This is a genomic window from Massiliimalia timonensis, from assembly GCF_900186585.1.
Lineage (GTDB): Bacteria > Bacillota > Clostridia > Oscillospirales > Ruminococcaceae > Massiliimalia > Massiliimalia timonensis.
This window is the reverse complement of record NZ_FYDD01000004.1, coordinates 183,241-205,191: the sequence shown is the minus strand read 5'-3', so window position 1 is coordinate 205,191 and position 21,951 is coordinate 183,241. Positions and strand designations below refer to the sequence as shown.

The following is a 21,951-nucleotide window of genomic DNA, read 5'->3' as shown; positions in this document are numbered from 1 at the left end:
GGCAATAATGCCGTATGCTTTTTTTACATTCTGTATTATTTTTTAATACATCAACTTTTTGTTTATTTCGTTAAAGCCTTGACCATATCTTTATGTCCAAAAACGACCAAAGTTTCGTCTGCCGTGAACAAATGGCTTTGCGGATCCGGCAATGGGAAAATAGATTCCCCTCGTTTTGTCGCTAGAATGCTGATATGATATTTAGTCCGCACCTCCAGTTCCACCATGTTTTTCCCTTTCCAGGCCGCTGGAAGAGAAATTTCATAAATCGCGTAATCTTTGGTCATCGCGATATAATCAAAGATCTTTTTGGAACCGTATTTTACAGCCAGGCGTTCCGCCATTTCCCGTTCCGCATAAACAACATGGTCCGCGCCATTTCTCAGCAGCAGCTTTTTATGAACATCGCGGCTGGCACGCGCAAGGATATATTTACCCCCAAGGTCTTTTAACAGGACCGTAGTTTCCAGCGCGCTTTGAAAGTTATCGCCGATCGCAACAACACACAGATCAAAGTTATTAACGCCCAGCGAACGGATAAACGCTTCATTGGTGGTATCCCCGATCTGGACATTCGGGATAAACTCAGCCGCCGCATCCGCACGTTCTTCATTGATGTCGATCGCCAGGACCTCATTGCCTTCTTCGATCAATTTCCGCGCCATATGGCGCCCAAAACGTCCTAATCCAACAACTAATACTGTTTTCATAATCTTCTTATCCTATCCTTATCTTTTCTGTCGGAAGTTTCGAGGTAAACGTACTATGCGCCGTAGTAAAGGCAAGTAAAATCGTAATTGACCCGACCCGTCCGAAAATCATTAACAACGCCATCAAAACTTGCGAAAAAATACCCAGTTCCGGCGTGATTCCCAATGACAAGCCAACTGTTGCAATCGCGGAAGTTGCTTCAAACAAAACCGCCTGCACCGGCATCGACTCCACATAAGAAACTACCATCGTCACACCAAGGGTAAAGGCGACATACATCATCAACACACAGGCCGCCGTATGAAGGGCATCTTCTTCCACCCGTCTGCCGAAGCACTCGATCGACTTCTTGCGGCGGAATACGGTAAAGATACTTAAAGCCAGAACAGCCAATGTTGTAGTTTTAATACCGCCCGCCGTCGAACCGGTAGAACCGCCTACAAACATCAGGCAGATCATCAGCATCTGGCTTGCAGATGTTAATTCAGACAAATTTACCGTGTTGAACCCCGCAGTCCTTGCCGTAACAGACTGAAATGACGATGCCAGCACCTGATAGGAACCGGATTCTCCTTGAAACAGAGTGCCGCCCTGTTCAAATAACCAGATCAGCCCCGCCCCGATCACAATCAGCAAAATACTGGTACTGATCACGATCTTTGTATGCAGCCGGTATTTAGAGAAACAAAATTTACAATGCAAAATATCGGACCAGACAAAAAAGCCAAGCCCGCCAATAATGATCAGCAGCATAATTACGATATTCAACAGCCAACTGTCCGCCCCAGTAATCAGGGAAGAGGTTGGCGCGAATACTCCCATGAGGTCAAATCCTGCATTGCAAAAGGCCGAGATCGAATGGAAAACCGCAAAATACAATCCCTGCAAAAAGCCCAGCTTAGGGCAGAAATAAAAGCAGAGCAAAAACGCTCCGATCCCTTCAAAAATCAGCGTTCCCCACAGGATCAGCTTTGTCATTCTAACGATTCCGCCTACCTGAGGCGCCCCCACCGATTCCTGCATCGTAACACGGGAAGCCAGTCCGATCTTTCTTTTAGTCAGCGAAACCAGCGAGATCGCAACAGTCATAAAGCCAATCCCGCCGATCTGTATCAGCATCAGGATGATCAACTGGCCGAACAGGGTCCAGTGCGTGTACGTATCAAAACGGATCAATCCCGTAACACAGGTTGCAGATGTCGCAGTAAAAAACGAATCCATCACGGTAGTCGTTTCCGACGGCCGCGTAGCAAAGGGCAACAACAATAAAACCGTTCCCAATGCAATAATCAGGCAATAACCCAGCAGGATCATTTTGGTCGGCGACATCTTTGTTATCTTAACCAAAAAGTTTCACCTATCTCTCAATCGCATAGTATACCCATTCTATCACAACCAACTAAAAAAGAAAATATCAATTATGTCGAATTTAGCATGAGTTTGTGAACAAAATACTATCGCATCATCCAACAGAATCACGGTTTTAAAACCTTTTCCCGGAAACGCTCCAGTTCTTCATCGCTGACTGGGGTCTTATCATCTCCCACCGAATCCAATTCGGTCGGCTCGCTGATTTCCTGCTGATATACCTCCATCACAAAATCCTCTTCAGTACTGTCGTCAAACAAGTCCTCCAGCAAATTATCATTTTGGGCCCGTACATCACGCATCCGCCTGCGTTTCATGGCAAGAAATGCGGTCCAAACGACCAGACAGATCATAACTAAAAAGGCTATCACGGTCCCGATCACTGACACCACTGTATTTTCCGGCGCAGAGATAAATGACACGGCTTTTCCAAAAAACGGACTTTCAAAGGATATCTTCCCCATGACATTCCGCTTGCTGATGGTACTGTTATTGCTTTCTATCACGATGTCCCGTTCCAAATTCTGGCTGACATTTTCCAGCGAATAATTCTCGCCCTCACGGATCAAAATTTCATCTCCGCTTTGATAGTTCGCTCTTTTTTCTAAAAACAGCAATGTCTGCTCTTTTCCATCATCCAACACATAAGTCTTGCCCGCAATATCGTCTGACTGACTGCTGACCGTCGCATAGATCAGCATTGCGCCGAATAACAGGAAAAAGCAGATAATCATTCCATTGATCACCATTAAGACTGAACTGGCAGTCGACTTTTTGGCATCCCTCAAATGAAACACCTCTTTTCCGTGTCCTATTATAACGCAAAGGGTCCTTACTTACAATCATTTCTATTTTTGTTCGTGAAAACTACCGAAAAAACCGTCACTTTTTTGACACGCTGAACTTTTCCCGTGAATTGACTTTCGGGGATCTCTTTTCTATAATAAATAAAGAAACTACTGTCGGGAAAAGGGGAATTTTATGAAACAGATCTTATGTTTTGGAGACTCCAATACCTGGGGACATGACCCATGTAATGATGGAAAACGGTTTTCCTTTGATAAACGATGGACTGGGATAGTAACAAAATATTTGGGCGATGGGTTTTCCGTTCAGGAAGAGGGGCTTTGCGGACGCACTACAGTATTTGAAGACCCGTTCGATCCATACCTCTGTTCAAAAGACAGCCTTCCTGTAATCCTGCGAACGCACTGTCCGATCGATCTGGTCATTCTAATGCTGGGAACAAATGATATAAAGCAATACTTCCATGCTGATATATCAGCGATCACACAGGGAATAGAAACGCTCCTTCAAATGATCCAAAAACCGGAATTTTCGCAGGGATATCCCGCGGCGCAGATCCTTCTTATTTCACCGATCCTAATTGGCGAGCAGATCGCAGATTCCCCTTTTGGGGAACTGTTTGACGGAAGGCATGCTTATCAGCTAAGCTTAAAACTGGCAAAGGCTTATCAAAAAACAGCCCAAAAATTTCACTGCCATTTTCTTAATGCGGCAGAGTATGCCCAGCCGTCTGCAAAAGACTGTCTTCACTTGGACAGCGCCGGACATGCGGCATTGGCAAAAGCTATTGGGGCAGAAGTAAAGAAAATTTTTTCAAAAACATAAACTATCAAAACAGCGGGGACAAATCATTGTTCCCGCTGTTTTGACGTTAGTCCCTCCAAAAACCATTCTGTTTCTTTTGGGTTATGAAGGATGATAATTTGTTTTTTCACATTCTGACTATGAAGCATCCCCAAATATTTCCGGCGGTTTTGTTTGCGGAAATTCCATATATAACGCAAAAAGGAAGGGGCAAATCGTTCTGGGCAATCATTTCCCATGTCGGGGCGCGTCTTTCCGAATCCCAGCAGGATCCTCCTGCACGCTCCATAAAGGCACCTTCGCCGGGGATAATCCAGAAGGATCACCGTATCACAGCGTTCCAGCCGCATAGCGAGCGTACCATTATAATTCCCGTCCAAAATCCATTGTTCTTTATCCAGTTCCACCTCCAACAGCCGGATAAATTCCTCCTTTGGCGAGGCCTGCCAGTGTGGACGCCAAAACAGACGGTCCAGATGTACTACCGGGATCTGCAAAAGGTTTGACAGCTTCTGAGACAGCGTTGTTTTTCCGCTTCCCGGGCAGCCGATCACTAAAATTTTTTTCATGGTTTCCTCCTGTCATTCAGGCTTTGCAAAAAGCGAGATGGTTTTTTATTTTTTGTTTCAAAGCTTAACAAAAGATCTTCTTTTCACCATTTTAACAGGTATGACGGGGCATGTCCTCTGCATACAGTAGTGGTATGACTAAATTTTTTCCATGATCTCTTAATATATCATAAATCATCTCAAATAGCAATGAATCAAACCGGCCCGGCATTCAAATTTCAACATAGAAAGAAACGGACCGAAAAATTCCGGTCCGTTTCTTTCTATCCACAGATCTTATTCTGATTCTGAATCTATTTTATGGTCATCTTAGAAAAAAGCCAATCCAAACAACAAGGAGCTTTTAGATTTTTGATTTCTCTATGATAGCCCTAACTAAGCTTATAATTTCTTTCTCTATCTCTTATACGATTCTTTTGTTCCTTGCTGTCCATATCATTTTATCATAATACCAGGTGGTCTGATTAGAGATGCTTCAGCTCTTCCAGACACTTTTTACAGATATGTTTTCCCTTATATTCCACAACATCTGTATCATGACAAAAAAAACAGGAAGGAGTGTATTTTTTTAATATGATTTTGTCATCCTCAACATAGATTTCAACACTGTCTTCATTATCAATGTCAAATACTGTGCGCAATTCCTTTGGAAGAACGATTCTCCCAAGCTTATCTAGTGGACGAACAATTCCTGTTGCTTTCATCTGAAATAGACCTCCTCTTTTAATATTACAAAAACTGTATTTTGTAGTCATAATTATACATTATATGGTAAATTTTGTCAACTATAAAGTTTTGATCTTTTTTAAGATTTTTCGACTTTCTTTTCAACCTATTGTAGAAAAAGGGTGTATGCAGCTTTGATGAAATGGATTTTTTCCGGTCTGATCGTACTATCTATCTTTTTTGGGATCACGACCGGACACCTCGACGCGGTTTCAAACGCGGCCATCAGCGAATGTGGAAACGCCGTTACGCTAGTACTGAAACTAATGGGATCCATCTGCCTGTGGAGCGGGCTGATGAAGGTAGCGGAGGAATCCGGTTTGACTGACCGGATCAGCCGGCTGCTACGCCCCTTTACCCGGCTGATCTTCCGCGGTCTTCCGGAAACCTCACCGGCGCTTCCCCTGATCTCTATGAATATTACCGCCAATCTGCTGGGACTGGGAAATGCCGCCACCCCACTGGGGATCGCCGCCATGAAAGCCTTGTCAGAGGAACAGCCGCCTCATCTGCGCTCAACCGCATCTGTACATACGATTTCTTTGGTCGTTTTGAATACAGCCTCCATTCAGCTTTTGCCTACTACCATTGCCTTGCTCCGGCTGGAATATGGGGCTTCCGACCCGTTGGATGTTTTGCCCGCGATCCTTTGCTCCTCATTCCTTTCTGTCTGTGTCGGACTTTTGCTGGTTTCTCTGTGTTCCCATTCCGAACGCTCGCCACTTCAAAGGCAGGCCTTTTCCAGACGAAAGGAGGCCGCAAAATGAATTTGAGCAGTTACATTATCCCTTGTGTGATCGCCTTTTTATTATGTTATGGGCTTTTTAAAAAGGTCCCGGTCTTCGATTGCTTCATCCAGGGAGCGAAGGAGGGGATTCAAGTGAGCATCCAGATTCTTCCCGCACTGGTCGCATTGATGACCTGCGTTGGGATGTTCAAGGCTTCTGGCGCGCTGGATATTCTCACCGACCTGTTTGCCCCGCTGGTTTCCGCGGCAGGGATGCCCAAAGAGGTGGTTCCCTTAGCGCTGCTGCGTCCCATTTCAGGCAGCGGGTCTTTAGTAATATTCGAGGACCTTTTAAAAACCTATGGTGCAGACAGTTTGATAGGAAATATAGCCAGTGTAATGCAGGGCTCTACCGAAACTACCTTTTATACGATCGCTGTTTACTTCTCAGCAGCACAGATCACCCGTACCAGGTACACCGTATTTTGTGCGCTTAGCGCAGATTGCGCCAGTTTTATTTTAAGCGGTGTGTTCGCGCGGATATTTCTCTCGTAAATGATCATATGGGGCAAATTATACCATATTTTACTGGCGCTTTCTACCTTTATTCTTTTTTTATATAGCCCGGACTGCCACTGAAAAAAGCTGGAGGCGTATCGTTTGATACGCCTCCAGCTTTTTCTCTTTCGGCTTATGTAACCTACATGGTCCCCAGCCCAAAGCTGACCGAAAGAGCACTGTTTACCTGTTCCATAGATTGGGAGTCCAGGCTTCCCATTTTTTCTTTTAACCGTTTTTTATCAATGGTCCGGATCTGTTCCAATAAAATGATGGAATTTTTGGCCAGACCACTGCCGTCAGCGGAAACTTCTATATGGGTGGGCAGCTTTGCTTTTCCCCGCTGGCTGGTGATCGCCGCTGCTATTACAGTTGGGCTATGTTTATTTCCCATATCATTCTGCACAATCAAAACAGGTCTCACGCCGCCCTGTTCAGATCCTACAACCGGACTTAAATCCGCATAATAGATATCTCCCCGTTTGATTGACACTTAGAACACTCCTTATCCAAAATTCATTCCATTGACTTCATTTATAGTCTGGAACGATTCCTGTCCATTTATACAAGCCATAGAAATTTGGGGAGCATTTTTTCTTGGCATGACCCTTTACTACATCATATTAAATATGGTATAGTAATGTTAATGAAATTTTTGTGAAGACAGGAGCAGTCAGATATGATACCGGGATTTCTATGGGTGACCCAGCCTGAGGAAATGGCGCAGTGCCGATCAGTGCGTCAGTGTGTTTTTATAGAGGAACAGGGGTTTTCCAATGAATTTGACGAGATCGATGAAACCGCGCATCATCTTCTGTTTTTAGATGACGAAAAGCCGGTTGGAACAGCCCGCCTTTTTTTAGAACACGGGGAATGGCATGTTGGACGGGTTTGTGTTTTAAAGGAATACCGCGGGAAAGGGATCGGTGCGTTTTTGATGAAAGAATGCATAGAAAAAGCAAGACAGTTGCGCCAAAGCAAGGTCTTGTCGATCAGCGCCCAAATTCAGGCGCAGCCATTTTATGAAAAGCTTGGATTTGTTCCGCAGGGGGAGCCTTATCTGGATGAACACTGTCCGCACATTAAAATGAGTTACACCATTGGGGAGGAAACTAAATGAAACAGCTATATATGCCAATTCCGGCGATCGTTTTGACATTATTAGCCATTTTAGCAAATTACCATTCCGCTGTTGCGGAAATGCCGCCATCCAGCTTTTCTTTGTTGATGTCCCTTCTGTTTATTTTAGGTTGGATCTTCATGGTAATATTTTCTATTAAATATTACTATACTGTGGTATTATTTTTCTTCTCTATTTTTTGGTTTGCTTGTTTTATTTTTTGCACCATCCCGGCCTTTATCGTAGCGTTTGATACGATCCCCTTTGATTTTATGCAGATCACCAATGCGATTTTTGTTTCCCCGCTTTATGGGATCCGTGATTTTTTAAGCGCTCTTTGGACCTATATCGCATCAGCAGGATTTTCGGTTTTGATGGCAATCATCTGTTTTCTGTGCAGCCGCAGAAAAGGGGACAGTCTTCCGAAAGAAAAACGCAAGCGCAAAAAACGTACTCCCAAAACCCCGTCTTTACAGTAATCACAAAAAAATCAGCCGGCTATGAAAGCCGGCTGATTCTAATTCTTTTCCCACTTTGAAAAAAATGCTTCACTGGATAACCCATTTGCCCGGTTAAATCGTTTTAACCGGATCAATTCCCCATTAGGGTACATCCCCGGGGAAAGATAATTTACCTTTTCTTCACTGGTCATCACGATCCGAAACCCCATCTCTCTTAACAGTGGATCGGTGGATTTTGAAAAGGCCCCGAATGGATAGGCGAATGCAATCGGCCTTACCGAAAGTTCTTCCTCTATTTCATCGTTTAGGGAACCAAGATCGGAAAGAAGCAATTCCCGGTATTGTGACTCACTTTCGCTGTCCAGCTTCCGGACGCCTTTTCTGGGGCTGGTTTTATGAAGGTCGTAGGTGTGGTTCTGTACCTCAAAAGTACCGGATCGCTGCATTTCACGCAGTTCATCCCAGCTTGCGTGGGCATAGCTCATACTTTTGGTGATATTTCCGGAATAAAGGTCGGTGTATTTTCCAACGATTGAAATAACCGCATGCATCTTGTATTCTTTTAATAACGGATATACATAGCCATAAGCGCTTTCATACCCGTCGTCAAAGGTGATCAGGATCGGTTTTTCAGGAAGCGGTTCTCCCATTGTCACATAATTTTCGATTTGCGCAAGGGTAACGGTCTGATAGCCTTCCTTTTGGATATATTGCAAATCCTTTTCAAATTGCTGTGGGGAGGTAACATACGCCCCCTGACGGGCCGGGTCTTTCAGGATTTGGTGGTACATCAGTACCGGAAGCTGCACCTGTTCCTGAACAGCGGTCGCAGTTTCCGACGCGGCCTGTTCGGTGATAGCAGTAAAAACCGTATTCCCGATCATCACTAACACCAGCAGGATCCCTGAGAGTACCCCTATGATATTCTCTTTCACGTTTTCGCGTTCCTTTCCTTACTCAAGTAATATTATTTTTATGCAGCCGGTCTGCTTCTTAGAAGCGCCAAAGGAGGTACGGCATGCGTTTTACAACACTGTCTAAAATTTTATCAAAACACAGGATCTATTCTTTTGGTATCTGCGATTATCAAAATATCTCCTGTTTTTTGCCTTGCCGGAACCGGAATACTATCCCGCAGCAAGCTAAGTGCGTCATCGTCTGTGCTTTTCCTTATTACACAGGGGAGTATCTGCAAGCTAACGTCTGCAAATATGCCATGGTCCCGGACTACCACCAGGTCGTGCGCGGTATTCTATCGGCTGCCTGTGAGGAATTAGAAAAAACCTTTGGCGGTTCTTTTGTGGGCTTTTCTGATATTTCCGCCCTCCCGGAAAAGGAATGTGCCCTGCAAAGCGGGTTGGGGGTTATGGGAAAAAACGGGCTGGTGATCCATCCGGAATACGGGAGCTTTTTTGTGATCGGGGAGATCGTTACCGATCAGGAATTTCCTTTTTCTAAGCCAAACCAAACCTCCTGTTTTGCCTGCGGCAAATGCCGGGAAAACTGCCCGACTGGCGCGATCGGTACGGATGGGATCGACTATCAGCGCTGTCTTTCCTTTATTACGCAGCGCAAAGGGAAACTGACAAAAGAAGAAGAAGCTTTCATCCAAAAAAACGGACTGATGTGGGGGTGCGACCAATGCCAAGACTGCTGTCCTCATAATCGGGATCTGCCGGTCACCTATCTGAAAGAATTTTCTGAAGACATTCAACCGGTCGTGACAGAGGAGAATTTGAAGCGGCTGATGAAGACCCGGGCTTTTGGATACCGCGGAAAAACTCTTTTATTGAGAAATCTCGCGCTGTTAGCCGCAGGGGACAGAAATGGTGAGCAGGACGAAAGGGAATGAGCGGATAATATGCGGTGGCTGTTGGGAAATCCGCTGCCAGCGAAGCAACAGAGATTTTTTTCGGTTGAAAAGAAAAATAAATTGTATTATAATGAAAATAGAACCGATCCTGTTCTTTGACAGGACCCAAAAATTATAAAGAAATGGATGGTAAGGTAAAATGGCTGATAAAATTTTAGTAGAAACTTCTGCACGCCACGCACATGTAACAAAAGAAGATCTGGAGATCCTATTCGGGAAAGGCGCTTCCCTGACCCACAAAAAAGACCTGTCCCAGCCGGGACAGTTTGCTTGCGAAGAGCGCATTACCGTTGTAGGACCAAAGGGTGAAATGCCTGGCGTAAGCATTTTAGGACCGGAAAGACCTGCGACTCAGGTAGAACTTTCCTTGACTGACGCTAGAAAACTGGGTATTACTGCCCCGATCCGTGAATCCGGGGATGTAAAGGACAGCGGCGCATGTAAGCTGGTTGGTCCGTGCGGCGAGGTAGAATTAAAAGAAGGCGTTATCATTGCAAAGCGGCATATCCATATGACTCCAGAAGATGCGGCAGTTTACAATGTTTCCGATAAAGAGATCGTTTCTGTGAAGATCGATTCCCCGGAAAGAAGTCTCACACTGGGCGATGTCGTTGTCCGTGTCAGCCCTAAATTTGCTTTGGCAATGCATATTGACACCGATGAATCCAATGCGGTCGCCTGTGCAAGAGGGGAAGCTTTCGGCGAACTGATCAAGGCATAGTGCAAGAGCTCTTTCTAAACAGCATAGCGCTGATAAACGCTATGCTGTTTTCTTTTTTGGAATATGTTGTGTTTGTAAACATTCCTCAAAACACATTTACAAATAGTATTATTTATGCTATGATAATTTAGTATCGGTATTAAGATTATCTAAAAATAGAAGGAGAAAGGGAGGAACAACATGGCTGCTGATAACTTCTTGTACTATAAAAACAAGCCGCTGGTGAAATGCGGAAATACCATTTATTACGGTAACATGGCAGATGATTATGTCATTATGATGCAGGTCCTCAGCCAAAAAGAATGGAACAATCAAAATATTTGTGGAAAAATTTCTGTGAAATTGATCATGACAGATGAAACAAAAAATCCTTTGGAAAGAATTGTGAAATCCAGTGAAAAGGAAGGCCTATATCCCGCTTTGGATATTGCTTCTGTTTGGCTGGAAGACGCACTGAAAAAACGGTAATAAGCTTGCTTTATCAAGTATAATTAGGGAGGGGACTTTTATGCTGATCGTAACAACAGATTATATTAGCGGAAAAAAACTTGAAACACTTGGAATCGTAAAAGGACAGATCGTTCAGTCAAAGAATATCGGGCGTGATATCGGCGCCTCCTTTAAAAATCTAGTCGGCGGCGAAATCCACTCCTATACGGAAATGCTTTCCGAAGCGCGGGCCGTCGCGACCAGACGTATGGTCGAAGAAGCAGAACATTTAGGCGCGGATGCAGTGATAGACGTGCGGTATGCTTCTGCGGCAGTCATGGCAGGCGCGGCCGAAATTTTAGCATATGGAACCGCTGTAAAATTTATTGCTGAATAAATCGTTAAAAAACAAAGTAGTTCGTAGGATTTTGCTAAAATTGTTGCGAACTACTTTGTTTATTTATGGAAATCCTCTTTTTTTCAAAAATACGCCTTTTTTTGAAAAAAAGTGTTGACAGCATGTCCTTTTTGTTATATAATATAAAACGTTCCAGCGAGACGGCTGGCTGATGAAATGGCGGTATAGCTCAGTTGGCTAGAGCACGCGGTTCATACCCGCGGTGTCATTGGTTCAAATCCAATTACCGCTACCACTTTTTATTTAATAACGGCCCGTTGGTCAAGAGGTTAAGACACCGCCCTTTCACGGCGGAATCGCGAGTTCGATTCTCGCACGGGTCACCAGATCGCCTGCTATTTGAAATAGCAGGCTTTTTTGTATCTGATTACATCTGGAGGGGGAGAATATGAAATGACAGTTGGTGAAATCATCCGCGCGATCAAAGAAAAAAGCGGTGCAGATGTCAGCCCGCAGGCAGGCGACCGGTTGATCTGTGGGTCCGAACAGGCCCCTGTCAGCAAAATTGCCACTACCTTTATGGCAACCAGCGAAGTAATTGAACAAGCGTCTAAAGAGGGGGTAGACCTCATCATCACCCATGAGCCCACCTATTTTACAGGCCCAGATCGGCTAGACTGGCTGACAGAGGATCCTGTTTATCAGGAAAAACAAAAATTACTGGACCGGACGGAAATCAATATCTGGCGGTTTCATGATTACATGCATCTGGCAAAAGAAGGAGACCTGATCTGCCGCGGGATGTTTCAAGAATTGGGCTGGAAATGGGATAAGCAGAATATCATCGGCCAGGGAGCCGGCTTTAAGCGTTTTTCTGCTGACATCCCTCCGGTATCCCTGCGGGAACTGACAGCTTCCCTAAAAGACCTTTTTGGACTGCCTGCGCTTCGAGTCATCGGCGACCCCGATCTGGTATGCCGCCGGGCGGGACTTTTGCCGGGCGGTGTCTGTACCTTTTTAGATTACGAGGAGCTTCCGATGGAAGCCATGGAAGAGGAACGGTTGGATGTTATCCTCTGCGGCGATATTTTGGAATGGACGATCCCCTCCTACGTCCGGGATGCTGCACAGATGGGGATGCCCCGTGCTATGATCATTCTGGGACACGACCGTTCGGAAGAGGCTGGGATGAAGCATATCATCCCATGGCTTCAGCCGCTTGCCCCGGAAATCCCGATCATCTTTTTAGAATCAGGCGACCCTTTCCTGTATCTATGATGAAATTTAACTGTTAAAATGTAAAAGCCTCCCTGTGACGCTCTCGGTACAGGGGGTTTTGTTTTTGATAGGGCTTCTAAGAATCCCTTTGTCGAATTATCTTGTCTTTCATTAGTCCGTATACTATAGTGGTGTTATCCATCCATCTTCATCATTGTTTTACAAAAAGAAGAATAGACATAAAAGGTACTTTTGTTATTTTTATTAATCGTCTTTTGTGTCAGCATATTAGCAGGATGCAAAAAGCAGGAATTTGTTTCTATAGAAAACAGAAAACGACGAACGGGCCTTTGTCTTTACTGCGGAAGGATTTCAAAAAAGCTTTAACAAAAACTTGGAAGATCCTGATCTGAAAATTGGACAGCTGGAAACAGAAACCGGAGATGGGAGAAATTACTCGTGGTATGTTTATCCAAATTCTGGTTTTTCTGTTCATTTTGTTACAGAAGCGGAAAATGGATATGTAACAGATGTAGTAGAAACGATAGAAATGGTGGAAAGCACTGATTCTGCTCAAGGAGGCAGACTGATTTCGCTGTTGATTTTATCTACCAATAAAAGTTTAGACTCAAGTTCTGGAATGTAGATCCTAGAGGAGCTTGGTTTAACAAAGATGGATCAATGGGAAACGGGATATATTGAGGAAACTTCTTTTGATGGGATTGTTTACCACGTAAGTCTTGATGAAAATTATCTGCTGACTTTAACGATTTTTCCCATGTTAAAAGAATAAAAAAACTGCTCTGGAAAATTTCCAGAGCAGTTTTTATGTATTCCTTAGATAAACAGCGGAGAAACCGGTTTGTCTTCGTAAATTCTTGCGATCGCTTCTGCAAATACCGGTCCTACCTTCAGCATTTTGATCTTATCAATCTTTTTTTCTTCCGGAAGGGCAATGGTATCCAGCAAAACAACTTCCTTGAGCACGCTATTCTGGATGCGTTCGATCGCCGGGCCGGACAACACGCCGTGAGTCGCACAGGCGCTGACCTCTTTTGCCCCGCCGATGTCAATGATCGCCTGAGCCGCATTGCACAAGGTTCCTGCTGTATCGATCATATCATCGACCAGAATGACTTTCTTGCCTTCTACATTTCCGATAATGTTCATTACTTCACAGACATTTGCGCGCTGTCTTCTTTTGTCAACGATAGCCAGAGGCGCTTCGATCCGCGCCGCAAAATTTCTTGCCCGGGTAACGGAACCCAAGTCAGGAGAAACGACCATCACATCATCCATATTCCCTTCAAAACGTTCAATAAAATAAGGAGCTAAAATCGGTACCCCAAGCAGATGGTCTACCGGAATATTGAAGAAACCCTGGATCTGTGGCGCGTGCAGGTCCATGGTCAATACGCGGTCTGCGCCGGCTGTAGTGATCAAGTCTGCACAAAGTTTCGCGGAAATCGGGTCACGGGCTTTTGCTTTTCTGTCCTGTCTGGCATAGCCAAAATAAGGGATAACCGCTGTTATACGGCCGGCTGACGCACGTTTAAATGCGTCGATCATGATCAGAAGTTCCATCAGGTTATTATTCACCGGATAAGAAGTCGACTGAACCACAAATACATCAGATCCACGGACAGATTCTTTAATGGAAACGGAAATTTCCCCATCGCTGAAGGTAATAACGTCTGACGCGCCAACCGGAAGGCCAAGGTCCTTCGCGATGTCTGCTGCAACTGCTTTGTTTGAGTTCGCAGTAAAAATCTTGATATCCTTACCATGCAAATTCATTTTTCTAGCTCCTCATACTGTTTTTCACATTTTATTTCCACTGAAAAAGGGGTCCTTTACAAAGTTTTAATCTCCTCTTTCAGTTTACACCTTTTTTTTACGTCCTGCAAGTTTTTTTGCGGCAAACCCCTCGATTTCTGTTTGACGGCTTCTTGCGATTGCTAAAGCATATTCTGATACATCATCTGTGATGGTTGAACCAGCCGCTGTATAAGCGCCTTTCCCAATATGTACCGGAGCAACCAGGTTGGTATTGCAGCCTATAAACACATCATCTTCTACCACGCATCGGTGTTTGTTTACCCCGTCATAATTAACTGTAACGACACCGCAGCCAAAATTGACATTTTTCCCGATATCGCTGTCCCCCACATAGGTCAGGTGCGCCACGGCAGTTCCTTCCCCGATCACGGAATTTTTCACTTCCACAAAATCTCCAATATGTGCAAAAGATTTTACTTCACTGTTTGGACGGATATGTACAAACGGCCCAATATCTACATCCGTATGTATTTTAGACTGATAGCACTGTACAGAGTTCAATTTGACCCTGTCCCCGATCTCAGATTTTTGGATCACGGTATTTGGCCCGATCACACAGTCTTCCCCGATCACGACCTGTTCTTTGAGGATCGTTCCGCCTAAAATCACAGTATCCGCACCGATTTTTACATCAGGCGCAATGATGACGCCGTCCGTAGAAGCAAAAGAAACACCGTTTTCCATATGTCGGTAAATAATATTCATCCGCATTTTTTCGTTTAGTTCATACAAATCTTTTCTGGAATTTGCTCCCAAAACCACATCGCTGTTTTCCGCACAGTAACCGCCGACCCTTTTTCCGGACTTGATCGTCAGTCCGATGGTATCGGTCAGGTAATATTCCCCTTGTGCGTTATTCGGCTTCAGCTGCTCCAGCATGTTAAGCAGATGCTCCGCCCCGAACCAATAAACGCCGGAATTGATCTCCGGTATTTTGGATTCTTCCGGAGAAGCATCTTTTTGTTCCACGATTTTTATGATAGAATCTCCATCCCGAACGATCCGGCCATAGCCGTATGGATTTTCCAAAATAGCGGTCACGATCGTCGCCGCGTTGTTCTGCTGTTTATGCTGCCGGTAAGCGTCCTCGATTACTTCCGGAGAAAGGCAGGGGGTATCCCCATATAAAATTAAAACATCCTTTTCCCTGTTTTGTTCTAAAAACTCCTTTGCCATCATCACCGCGTGGCCGGTCCCTTTTTGCTGGTCCTGCAAAACCGTTGAAACGCAAAGCCTATCTTTCCAGCCTGTCAGGTAATCCTCCACCTGCTGCGCTTCAAACCCTGTTACCGCGCAAATCTCGTTTATCCCTGCCTTTTGGCAGGTCCTTAAAACATATCCCAGCATCGGCTCAAATAAAATTTCAGCCAATACTTTCGGCTTTTTTGACTTCATCCGAGTACCTTTTCCGGCTGCCAATACAACCGCACAAGTATTCTCCATTCCCAAAAGCCACCTTTTTCATAAATTGAAAAAAGAGGAAGCCAAACATTGTCGTTTTCCTCTTTTTTATACTTCTATTATTGCAATTTTTATTACATTTTTCAAGTCTTTCCAGTAAAGTTTGGTAAATGTTTTAAATTTTAGAAAAAATCACAATTTTTTTGATAAATATATAGAAAAAATAGATTGGATTTGTTATAATATCCCTGTAGGCTTAGAATTTAAGTCAGGATTGAACACAAACAAAGGGCCACTTGCGGAAATCCATATTTTTGCAGGCTTTTTGTCGTGTTTAAAAAATATTTATGGAGGTAATTATAGTGAGTAAAAAATTTGTTTACCTTTTCTCCGAAGGTAACGGCAAAATGCGTGAACTTCTCGGCGGGAAAGGTGCAAACCTTGCTGAAATGACAAACCTTGGTCTGCCAGTTCCGCAGGGCTTTACCATCACCACAGAAGCTTGTACACAGTACTATGAAGACGGTGAAAAAATCAACGACGATATCCAGGCTCAGATCATGGAATATATCGGAAAAATGGAAGAGATCGTTGGCAAAAAATTCGGCGATTTGGAAAATCCGCTTCTGGTTTCTGTTCGTTCTGGTGCAAGAGCTTCCATGCCGGGGATGATGGACACCATCCTGAACCTTGGTTTGAATGAAGAAGTAGTAGAAGTTATGGCGAAAAAATCCGGCAATCCTCGCTGGGCTTATGACTGCTACAGAAGATTTATCCAAATGTACTCCGACGTTGTTATGGAAGTCGGCAAAAAATACTTTGAAGAACTGATCGACGCAATGAAAGAGAAAAAAGGCGTCACCATGGATACCGAACTGACTGCGGACGATCTGAAAGAACTGGCAGAACAGTTTAAAGCAGAATACAAAGAAAAAATCGGCCAGGACTTCCCAAGTGATCCAAAAGAACAGTTGATGGGCGCCGTAAAGGCAGTTTTCCGTTCCTGGGACAACCCGAGAGCGAACGTTTACAGAAGAATGAACGACATCCCTTATTCTTGGGGTACCGCTGTTAACGTTCAGATGATGGCGTTTGGTAACATGGGTGAAACCTCTGGTACTGGCGTTGCATTTACCAGAAACCCGGCTACCGGTGAAAAGAAACTGTTCGGCGAATTTTTGATGAACGCACAGGGCGAAGACGTTGTTGCTGGCGTTCGTACTCCTCAGACCATCGATCAGCTTGCTGAAGTTATGCCGGACTGCTACAACCAGTTCGTTGAGATCTGCCACACTCTGGAAAACCACTACAGAGATATGCAGGACATGGAATTCACCATTGAAGATAAAAAACTGTACATGTTGCAGACCAGAAACGGGAAGAGAACCGCTGCCGCTGCTTTGAAGATCGCTTGTGACCTCGTTGACGAAGGCATGATCTCTGAAAAAGAAGCTGTTCTGATGATCGACCCAAGAACTCTGGATTCCCTGCTCCACCCACAGTTTGACGCTGCTGCTCTGAAAAAAGCTGCTCCAATCGCTTCTGCTTTGGCTGCTTCTCCAGGGGCTGCTTGTGGTAAAATCGTCTTTACTGCTGATGATGCAAAAGAATGGGCTGAAAAAGGCGAAAAAGTTGTTCTGGTCCGTCTGGAAACCTCTCCGGAAGACATCGAAGGTATGGTTGCCGCTCAGGGTATCCTGACCGTTCGCGGCGGTATGACCTCTCATGCTGCTGTTGTTGCACGTGGTATGGGTACCTGCTGTGTATCTGGCTGCGGTGAAATCAAAATGGATGAAGAAAATAAACAGTTTGAACTCGGCGGAAAAGTTTACCACGAAGGCGATTACATTTCCCTGGATGGTTCTACCGGTGCAATCTACGGCGAAGCAATCCCAACTGTAGAAGCTTCTATCAGCGGCGAATTTGGCAGAATCATGGCTTGGGCTGACAAATACAGAGCTCTGAAAGTAAGAACCAATGCTGACAATCCGCGTGATGCAAAACAGGCTCGTTCCTTTGGCGCAGAAGGGATCGGTTTGTGCCGTACCGAGCACATGTTCTTTGAAGCTGACAGAATCCCGGCGATCCGTGAAATGATCTGCTCTGACACAGTAGAACAGAGAGAAAAAGCTTTGGCAAAATTACTGCCGATGCAGCAGGGCGACTTTGAAGCAATGTACGAAGCAATGGAAGGCAACCCGATCACCATCCGTTTCTTAGACCCGCCGCTTCACGAATTCGTTCCAACAGATGAAGCTGACATTGAATTGCTTGCAAAAGACATGAACAAATCTGTTGCTGATATTAAAGCAATCATCTCCAGCCTCCACGAATTCAACCCAATGATGGGTCACCGTGGCTGCCGTTTGGCTGTTACTTATCCGGAAATCGCTGCAATGCAGACCAGAGCTGTTATGCAGGCTGCTTTAGCAGTCAAAGCAAAACATCCGGATTGGGATATGGTTCCGGAAATCATGATCCCGCTGGTTGGCGAAGTAAAAGAATTGGCTTATGTAAAATCTGTTGTTGTTGAAACTGCTGACGCTGTTCTGGCTGAAGCTGGTTCCGACATGCAGTACAAAGTTGGTACTATGATCGAAATCCCACGTGCTGCTTTGACTGCTGATGAAATCGCAAAAGAAGCTGAATTCTTCTCTTTCGGTACCAATGACTTAACTCAGATGACTTTCGGCTTCAGCCGTGACGACGCTGGTAAGTTCTTGGATGCTTACTATGACAAGAAGATTTATGAAAACGATCCATTTGCTAAATTGGATCAGGTTGGTGTTGGCAAGCTGGTTAAAATGGCTGCTGAACTCGGCAGATCTACTCGCCCAGACCTGAAGCTTGGTATCTGCGGCGAACACGGCGGTGATCCGTCCAGTGTTGAATTCTGCCACAAAGTTGGTCTGAACTATGTTTCTTGTTCACCTTTCCGTGTGCCGATCGCACGTTTGGCTGCTGCTCAGGCTGCGTTAAAAGACTAATTTTTCCAATAAATGATGAAAAGGAATTAGCAGGAAATCCTGCTAATTCCTTTTTTGTTTGCATTATTTTACTTCAAAAATCTATTGTCTTTTTCTTATAATACTTTATAATATAAGTAAAAAGAGTAGGAGGGTATTTATGAAAAAGACAAAATTAGTTATTGCAGCGATCTTGACTCTTGTTATTTTATTATGTGGTTGTGGGACAACAGGAAAATGTTGGAGCAAATAATCTGCCTGTCAGTAAAACAGAAGACGAAAATGCGGTACCGGATTTTGTTCAGGCAATGTATGACGAGATGGGCGAGTTAACGGAAATGTACGGCTTATGCTATGAGATGGTAAAAGAACCTTCTTTTGAATATAGTACAGAGGCTTATAGCAAGTGGTGTTTTGAGATCGAATCTTTAGAGTTAGACCATATTCCAAATCATGAGAGTAATGTGGAACATGAAATTATATTTTGGAATTATAAGGGCGAGCAAAAACACTCTTATGAGGCTGATATTCGTGGTCCTATTGGTAAAATGCGCTATACTGAAGAAATGCAAAACGATTGGATTGAAATTATTACAGCCCTTGCAGTAGCGAACGACCCTACTGCCAAGTTTGAAGAAGTCAAAACTAAGGTGACAGAAATAGTTATGACCCAAGATCCAGATGAAGATAGTTCTATTTTAGAACTAGGAGATTATCAGCTGACTATAGAAAGCTATAAAAGTGATTATATAGTGGTACAAGGAGTTTATAAAGAAGAACTTTAAAAATATTCTTGCAAAACAAAAATATACTAAGACAAGTTTCTTATAGAATAAGAATTTGATCGTTATAAATCGTAAAGATGAATTACTATAAAACTATAGTAAATGAATTCTTTAAAAGAGTGCCAATATTTGGCACTCTTTTTTATTACTTATATGATCAATATTTTTCCTATAAAAATATTTTGTTATATAAATATAACTTTTTATCTATTTTATGTAAAAAATGGTCAAATTTATCAGTAAGACTTTTTTTAAAAAACTATTGCTTTGTTTTTTTAGTCAAAACTAAAATAATATGCTATATATTTTTAAAATTTTTGTATTACTATCACAATTTTTATTTTTATCCTTTATTATGTTACCTTTTTGAAAATCTAACATTCTTGCATTATAATAAAAAGAGACACCACATAGAAAAGGAGGGAACTATCATGGATTTTAAATCAAAACGAATCGCAGCAATCAATGATTTAGCTGGTTTCGGACGTTGTTCTTTATCCGTGATGATGCCGGTCATATCTGCTTGCGGCAATCAATGTTGTCCTGTCCCTACGGCCATCCTGTCCAGTACAGATGGGATATCCGGCTTTTCTATGAAAGACCTTACGGATGACCTTTCCGTTTACCTTCGCCAATGGAAACAATTAAAGCTTTCTTTTGACGGGATCTATACCGGTTATCTCAGTTCTGCAAGACAGATAGAAACAGCCCTTTCTTTCCTTCAAGATTTCAGCCGCCCCGATACCTGTATTTTGGTCGATCCTGTTCTGGGGGATCAGGGAATCGTTGGGTCCAACTGCACCGACCAGCTGATCAAGGAATACCATTCTTTGATCGCACGGGCAGACTTTATCACCCCTAACTTGACCGAAGCGTTTTTTCTGTGCGGGTTGCCTTATCAGGAATACCCCGATGAACGCACGCTCGATCTAATGGGGGAAATGCTTCTGTCCAAAGGACCAAAAGCGGTGATCATTACCGGCATTAAACACGAAACTTCCATTGATACCTATCTTTTTGAGCGGGATCAAAAGAATCGGATCTTTTCTCCCCGTTGCCCACAAGAGAGAATCGGAACAGGGGATTTATTTTCTTCTATCTTCCTTTCTTCTGTTCTTCAGGGAGATTCTTTCGTCGCCTCTGCGAAAAAAGCCTCTGATTTTATTGCAAAGGCCTTATTTTTTTCAGAAGAGCAAAATATTCCCGTTGAAGAAGGAATCTGTTTTGAGCCTTTTTTGGGACAATTATCGCCCTATTTTACACAAAGGAGCGAAATGATATGATACAATCGGAAAAAGTGCATCTTCTTACAATCTCCTCCATCTTTGCGGCGATCATTTTTTTGTTTACCGCTTATTTCTTTCATATTCCCTTTGCAACAGGGTACATTCACTTTGGAGATACTTTAGTTTTTTTGGCGGCTGCGTTACTGCCGAAACCGTATGCCATTGGAGCGGCAGTGGTAGGAATGGGTTTATCCGACCTGATGACAGCTCCTATTTGGGTCCTTCCAACAGTTTTGATTAAAACACTGGTCGTACTTTCCTTTTCTTCTAAAACAGAAAAAATAGTTTGTTCCCGGAATATGATAGGTGTTGTCTGTGCTTATTTTGTCAATGTAGCCGGATATTTTGTTTTTACCGGTATTCTTTATCAGGATTGGCTGTTTCCTATCGTTCGTCTTTATACAGACCTGATCCCGCCCTTTATCTGCGGAATTTTATTTATAGCCATTGGAAAGGTACTGGACAGAACTCGTCTAAAAGAAAAATTTTTTACGGGAAGAGGGTAGATTACGATGAGTATGACGATTTTATATGAATTGGGCGATAATCTATATGTAAACCTTACAAACCGCTGTAACTGCCGTTGTGTATTTTGTCTGCGCAATAACAGCGATCATGTGCAAGATACCGACAGTTTATGGCTGGAGCACGAGCCGACTGTAGAAGAGGTATTAGAAGAAGCGAAAAAATTTGATTTTTCCCAGTATCGGGAAATTGTGTTCTGCGGCTATGGAGAACCTACGCTTCGTTTGGATGATCTTTTAACAATTGCAGAAACATGGAAACAGGAAAGCCCATCTTTAATAATCAGAATCAATACGAACGGGTTATCTGATTTACAGTACCAAACAGATACTGCAAAAAAAATGGCTGGCATCATCGACAAGGTTTCTATTAGTTTAAATGCTTCTGAAAAAAAACACTACTTTGAATTGACACGCAGCAGCTTTGGCGTCGATTCTTTTGACGGGCTTTTAACCTTTGCACGGCATTGCCGGGAATACGGAATCAGCGTCCGTTTTAGCATTGTAGACCTATTACCGGAACAAGAAATCCGGGAATGTAAGGCAATCAGTGAAAAATTATCAGTGCCGCTGGAAATCCGTATTTATGAGCCAAAAGAATAATCTACAGACTTTTCGACTCTTTTTTCTATTTTTTACGAAAATACGTTGAAAAATCTGTAAATCAAATAAGAATACCATTTATTGTTTATATTACTGA

At 43.5% G+C, this 21,951-nt stretch carries 25 protein-coding genes and 2 tRNA genes; 18 read left to right on the top strand and 9 right to left on the bottom strand.

Annotated elements, in window-relative coordinates:
* Positions 1-62: 62 nt before the first annotated feature.
* The 3 genes from CIB36_RS08730 to CIB36_RS08720 all read right to left on the bottom strand — a co-directional run bounded on the left by CIB36_RS08730 (position 63) and on the right by CIB36_RS08720 (position 2,867).
* Positions 63-710 (bottom strand): potassium channel family protein, encoded by a 648-nt coding sequence (locus CIB36_RS08730; protein WP_093989192.1) that lies wholly within the window; start codon positions 708-710, stop codon positions 63-65.
* Positions 711-717: 7 nt separating this feature from the next.
* Positions 718-2,058 carry a TrkH family potassium uptake protein gene (locus CIB36_RS08725; protein ID WP_229408224.1) on the bottom strand — a complete coding sequence of 447 codons (1,341 nt, stop codon included), beginning with the start codon at positions 2,056-2,058 and terminating at the stop codon, positions 718-720.
* Positions 2,059-2,186: 128 nt separating this feature from the next.
* Positions 2,187-2,867 carry a heme exporter protein CcmD gene (locus tag CIB36_RS08720; protein ID WP_093989190.1) on the bottom strand — a complete coding sequence of 227 codons (681 nt, stop codon included), beginning with the start codon at positions 2,865-2,867 and terminating at the stop codon, positions 2,187-2,189.
* Positions 2,868-3,060: 193 nt separating this feature from the next.
* Here CIB36_RS08720 and CIB36_RS08715 point away from each other — a divergent pair, with 193 nt between their 5' ends.
* Positions 3,061-3,711, top strand: a complete 651-nt coding sequence (locus tag CIB36_RS08715) for an SGNH/GDSL hydrolase family protein (RefSeq protein WP_093989189.1) — start codon at positions 3,061-3,063, stop codon at positions 3,709-3,711.
* Positions 3,712-3,734: 23 nt separating this feature from the next.
* Here CIB36_RS08715 and CIB36_RS08710 read toward each other — a convergent pair whose 3' ends face one another.
* Both CIB36_RS08710 and CIB36_RS08705 read right to left on the bottom strand, forming a co-directional pair.
* Entirely contained in the window at positions 3,735-4,259 is a 525-nt protein-coding gene (locus CIB36_RS08710; protein WP_093989188.1) for an AAA family ATPase, read from the bottom strand.
* A 464-nt stretch (positions 4,260-4,723) separates the two neighbouring features.
* Positions 4,724-4,963, bottom strand: a complete 240-nt coding sequence (locus tag CIB36_RS08705; RefSeq protein WP_093989187.1) for an AbrB/MazE/SpoVT family DNA-binding domain-containing protein — start codon at positions 4,961-4,963, stop codon at positions 4,724-4,726.
* Between the two features lie 159 nt (positions 4,964-5,122).
* Between CIB36_RS08705 and CIB36_RS08700 the strand changes: the two genes are divergently transcribed.
* Positions 5,123-5,752 carry a nucleoside recognition domain-containing protein gene (locus CIB36_RS08700; RefSeq protein WP_093989186.1) on the top strand — a complete coding sequence of 210 codons (630 nt, stop codon included), beginning with the start codon at positions 5,123-5,125 and terminating at the stop codon, positions 5,750-5,752.
* Positions 5,749-6,267: a spore maturation protein gene (locus tag CIB36_RS08695; protein WP_093989185.1), complete on the top strand. Its 519-nt coding sequence runs from the start codon at positions 5,749-5,751 to the stop codon at positions 6,265-6,267. The genes CIB36_RS08700 and CIB36_RS08695 overlap by 4 nt, the downstream gene beginning before the upstream one ends.
* A gap of 145 nt (positions 6,268-6,412) precedes the next feature.
* On the opposite strand, the gene CIB36_RS08690 is transcribed toward CIB36_RS08695, so the two are convergent.
* Positions 6,413-6,763 carry a type II toxin-antitoxin system PemK/MazF family toxin gene (locus CIB36_RS08690; protein WP_093989184.1) on the bottom strand — a complete coding sequence of 117 codons (351 nt, stop codon included), beginning with the start codon at positions 6,761-6,763 and terminating at the stop codon, positions 6,413-6,415.
* A 186-nt stretch (positions 6,764-6,949) separates the two neighbouring features.
* Here CIB36_RS08690 and CIB36_RS08685 point away from each other — a divergent pair, with 186 nt between their 5' ends.
* Both CIB36_RS08685 and CIB36_RS08680 read left to right on the top strand, forming a co-directional pair.
* Positions 6,950-7,390, top strand: a complete 441-nt coding sequence (locus CIB36_RS08685; protein WP_093989183.1) for a GNAT family N-acetyltransferase — start codon at positions 6,950-6,952, stop codon at positions 7,388-7,390.
* Positions 7,387-7,869 carry a hypothetical protein gene (locus tag CIB36_RS08680; RefSeq protein WP_093989182.1) on the top strand — a complete coding sequence of 161 codons (483 nt, stop codon included), beginning with the start codon at positions 7,387-7,389 and terminating at the stop codon, positions 7,867-7,869. The genes CIB36_RS08685 and CIB36_RS08680 overlap by 4 nt, the downstream gene beginning before the upstream one ends.
* A 38-nt stretch (positions 7,870-7,907) precedes the next feature.
* Here CIB36_RS08680 and CIB36_RS08675 read toward each other — a convergent pair whose 3' ends face one another.
* Complete coding sequence (locus tag CIB36_RS08675) at positions 7,908-8,786, bottom strand: polysaccharide deacetylase family protein (protein ID WP_093989181.1); 879 nt, start codon at positions 8,784-8,786, stop codon at positions 7,908-7,910.
* 83 nt (positions 8,787-8,869) lie between these two features.
* Here CIB36_RS08675 and CIB36_RS08670 point away from each other — a divergent pair, with 83 nt between their 5' ends.
* The 8 genes from CIB36_RS08670 (at position 8,870) to CIB36_RS08635 (ending at position 13,096) form a co-directional block, all read left to right on the top strand.
* Positions 8,870-9,703 carry an epoxyqueuosine reductase gene (locus tag CIB36_RS08670; protein ID WP_093989180.1) on the top strand — a complete coding sequence of 278 codons (834 nt, stop codon included), beginning with the start codon at positions 8,870-8,872 and terminating at the stop codon, positions 9,701-9,703.
* Between the two features lie 160 nt (positions 9,704-9,863).
* Positions 9,864-10,445: a PduL/EutD family phosphate acyltransferase gene (locus CIB36_RS08665; RefSeq protein ID WP_093989179.1), complete on the top strand. Its 582-nt coding sequence runs from the start codon at positions 9,864-9,866 to the stop codon at positions 10,443-10,445.
* A 180-nt stretch (positions 10,446-10,625) separates the two neighbouring features.
* A complete protein-coding gene (locus CIB36_RS08660) occupies positions 10,626-10,913 on the top strand; it encodes a hypothetical protein (RefSeq protein WP_093989178.1) in 288 nt (95 codons plus the stop codon).
* A gap of 40 nt (positions 10,914-10,953) precedes the next feature.
* A complete protein-coding gene (locus tag CIB36_RS08655) occupies positions 10,954-11,271 on the top strand; it encodes a YbjQ family protein (protein ID WP_093989177.1) in 318 nt (105 codons plus the stop codon).
* A 179-nt stretch (positions 11,272-11,450) separates the two neighbouring features.
* A tRNA-Met gene (locus CIB36_RS08650) sits at positions 11,451-11,527 on the top strand.
* A gap of 16 nt (positions 11,528-11,543) precedes the next feature.
* Positions 11,544-11,618: transfer RNA gene (locus CIB36_RS08645), tRNA-Glu, on the top strand.
* Between the two features lie 67 nt (positions 11,619-11,685).
* Positions 11,686-12,510, top strand: a complete 825-nt coding sequence (locus CIB36_RS08640) for a Nif3-like dinuclear metal center hexameric protein (RefSeq protein WP_093989176.1) — start codon at positions 11,686-11,688, stop codon at positions 12,508-12,510.
* 334 nt (positions 12,511-12,844) lie between these two features.
* On the top strand, positions 12,845-13,096 hold the full coding sequence (locus CIB36_RS08635) for a hypothetical protein (protein WP_093989175.1): 252 nt from the start codon (positions 12,845-12,847) through the stop codon (positions 13,094-13,096).
* A gap of 191 nt (positions 13,097-13,287) precedes the next feature.
* On the opposite strand, the gene CIB36_RS08630 is transcribed toward CIB36_RS08635, so the two are convergent.
* Complete coding sequence (locus tag CIB36_RS08630; protein WP_093989174.1) at positions 13,288-14,247, bottom strand: ribose-phosphate pyrophosphokinase; 960 nt, start codon at positions 14,245-14,247, stop codon at positions 13,288-13,290.
* 84 nt (positions 14,248-14,331) lie between these two features.
* Positions 14,332-15,732, bottom strand: a complete 1,401-nt coding sequence (glmU, locus tag CIB36_RS08625) for a bifunctional UDP-N-acetylglucosamine diphosphorylase/glucosamine-1-phosphate N-acetyltransferase GlmU (protein WP_093989173.1) — start codon at positions 15,730-15,732, stop codon at positions 14,332-14,334.
* 320 nt (positions 15,733-16,052) lie between these two features.
* Between glmU and ppdK the strand changes: the two genes are divergently transcribed.
* The 5 genes from ppdK (at position 16,053) to CIB36_RS08600 (ending at position 21,854) form a co-directional block, all read left to right on the top strand.
* Positions 16,053-18,677, top strand: a complete 2,625-nt coding sequence (gene ppdK, locus CIB36_RS08620; protein ID WP_093989172.1) for a pyruvate, phosphate dikinase — start codon at positions 16,053-16,055, stop codon at positions 18,675-18,677.
* A gap of 200 nt (positions 18,678-18,877) precedes the next feature.
* Positions 18,878-19,441 carry a hypothetical protein gene (locus CIB36_RS08615; RefSeq protein WP_158662643.1) on the top strand — a complete coding sequence of 188 codons (564 nt, stop codon included), beginning with the start codon at positions 18,878-18,880 and terminating at the stop codon, positions 19,439-19,441.
* A gap of 431 nt (positions 19,442-19,872) precedes the next feature.
* Entirely contained in the window at positions 19,873-20,724 is an 852-nt protein-coding gene (locus CIB36_RS08610) for a pyridoxamine kinase (protein ID WP_154825417.1), read from the top strand.
* Positions 20,721-21,233, top strand: a complete 513-nt coding sequence (locus CIB36_RS08605) for a TIGR04002 family protein (RefSeq protein WP_093989169.1) — start codon at positions 20,721-20,723, stop codon at positions 21,231-21,233. Before CIB36_RS08610 ends, CIB36_RS08605 begins: the two co-directional genes overlap by 4 nt.
* A gap of 6 nt (positions 21,234-21,239) precedes the next feature.
* A complete protein-coding gene (locus CIB36_RS08600) occupies positions 21,240-21,854 on the top strand; it encodes a TIGR04100 family radical SAM protein (RefSeq protein ID WP_229408223.1) in 615 nt (204 codons plus the stop codon).
* Positions 21,855-21,951 lie beyond the last annotated feature (97 nt).